The sequence below is a fragment of the Dietzia aerolata genome (genome assembly GCF_014144865.1).
Classification (GTDB): Bacteria; Actinomycetota; Actinomycetes; order Mycobacteriales; family Mycobacteriaceae; genus Dietzia; species Dietzia aerolata.
On sequence record NZ_JAALDM010000099.1, the window covers coordinates 1 to 1150 of the forward strand.

The following is a 1150-nucleotide window of genomic DNA, read 5'->3' on the forward strand; positions in this document are numbered from 1 at the left end:
CTCGGCGGCGTGGTAGCGACGGGGGCGCGGGGCGGGCTCGTCGGCGACCGCGCGGCGCGGGGCCCCGAGACGCTCCTCCATCGGGTCGATCTCGTCGAGGTGGGCCCGGACGGGCTCCTCGGCGTAGCGGTCGGCGGCGTAGCCGTAGTCATCCCGACGATCACGGCCGACCGGTGCCAGGTCGTCCATTTCGGGCAGTGCGCGGGGCGACCGCGGATCGTGGTGAACGGGGCGATCGTAGTCGTCCAGGTACTCGTCCTCGTACGCCGCGACGGGCGCCATTCCGAAGTACTCCTTGAACCGGGCGATTGCGCTCATCTTCCGGGACCTTCCTGGTAACGGGGTCGTCGCGGGCTAGGCGTCGTGGGAGACGCCTCCCACGAGGTTGGGACTCAAACTACTGGGCGCGGGCCCATAATGGCCGTTCCGACACGCACGCAGGTCGAACCCGCCGCGATCGCCGCCTCGATGTCGCCGGACATGCCGGCGGAGAACTCGACCGCGCCGGGGTGCGCACGCCGGAATTCGTCGGCGACCTGCGCGGCGTCGGCGAAGTGTTCGGCCGCCTCCCCTTCGAGTGGGGGTACCACCATCAGCCCCGCGAGGGTGAGGTTCTCGAGTCCCGCCACGTGGTCGGCCAGGGCGGGAAGGTCCTTGCGAGCCACCCCACCGCGCGAGGTGTCGGCGTCGAGGCTGAGCTGCAGGAGTACGGGCAGTGGTGCCGCGTCGGTGTCGCCGCGCTCTTCCGCGCGTCTGGCGCGCCCCCGATCGAGGCCGTTCGCGACCTTGACCGAGTGCACGGAGTGGACCTTGTCGGCCCAGCCCGCCACCGCGGTGGCCTTGTTGGACTGGATGTTGCCGACCATGTTCCACCGGATCGCCGCGGCGAGGTCGGGCTCGGCCGCCTCCAGGTCCGCGACCTTGGCCGCCGCCTCCTGGACGCGGTTCTCCCCCACGTCGCGCACCCCGAGGCGCGCGAGGCGGATCACGTCGTCGACGGGGTGGAATTTTGTGACGACGACGAGGTCGACCTCATCCGTCGTCCTGCCCGCCGCCGCACAGGCGGCGTCGAGTCGCTCTCGGGTGGTGGACAATCCTGCCGCCAGTTCGTCCATGCGTAGATCTGTCACGGCCGCCTGCCAACTGTCCG

Annotated in this window: 1 protein-coding gene and 1 pseudogene; both read right to left on the minus strand. The window is 71.0% G+C overall.

Annotated features, from left to right (window positions below; genetic code table 11):
- Positions 1–318: pseudogene (locus G6016_RS06820) on the minus strand (cell division protein SepF); the annotation flags it as partial.
- A gap of 74 nt (positions 319–392) precedes the next feature.
- Positions 393–1130, minus strand: a complete 738-nt coding sequence (locus tag G6016_RS06825; protein ID WP_182631923.1) for a YggS family pyridoxal phosphate-dependent enzyme — start codon at positions 1128–1130, stop codon at positions 393–395.
- Positions 1131–1150: the final 20 nt, after the last annotated feature.